Genomic DNA, 232 nt, shown 5'->3' on the forward strand with positions numbered 1-232 from the left:
ACCTGTGCAGCGCCGGTAACGGTGCCTGTGGACGTGGCTTCTTGTACTGCGACTAAAGCCAATGTAACTCTCGGAAATCCAACTACTGCTGATAACTGTGAGGTGAAATCTGTAACCAACGATGCGCCTACCGTTTTCCCTATCGGAAACACAACCGTAACTTGGACGGTAACAGACCATGCAGGGAATACCGCTACTTGTACTCAAATTGTAACGGTGGTAGACAATATCA

At 48.3% G+C, this 232-nt stretch carries 1 protein-coding gene (cut by a window edge); it reads left to right on the forward strand.

Annotated elements, in window-relative coordinates; translation table 11 throughout:
* Window positions 1–102: 102 nt before the first annotated feature.
* Window positions 103–232, forward strand: part of the annotated coding region (locus ACP7AQ_RS15965; RefSeq protein ID WP_426096157.1) for a PKD domain-containing protein (this coding region is incomplete at its 3' end). 697 nt of the annotated region lie beyond the right edge of the window; 130 of its 827 annotated nt are in view.

The organism is Flavobacterium sp. DSR2-3-3, from assembly GCF_049896585.1.
In the GTDB taxonomy this organism is placed as follows: domain Bacteria; phylum Bacteroidota; class Bacteroidia; order Flavobacteriales; family Flavobacteriaceae; genus Flavobacterium.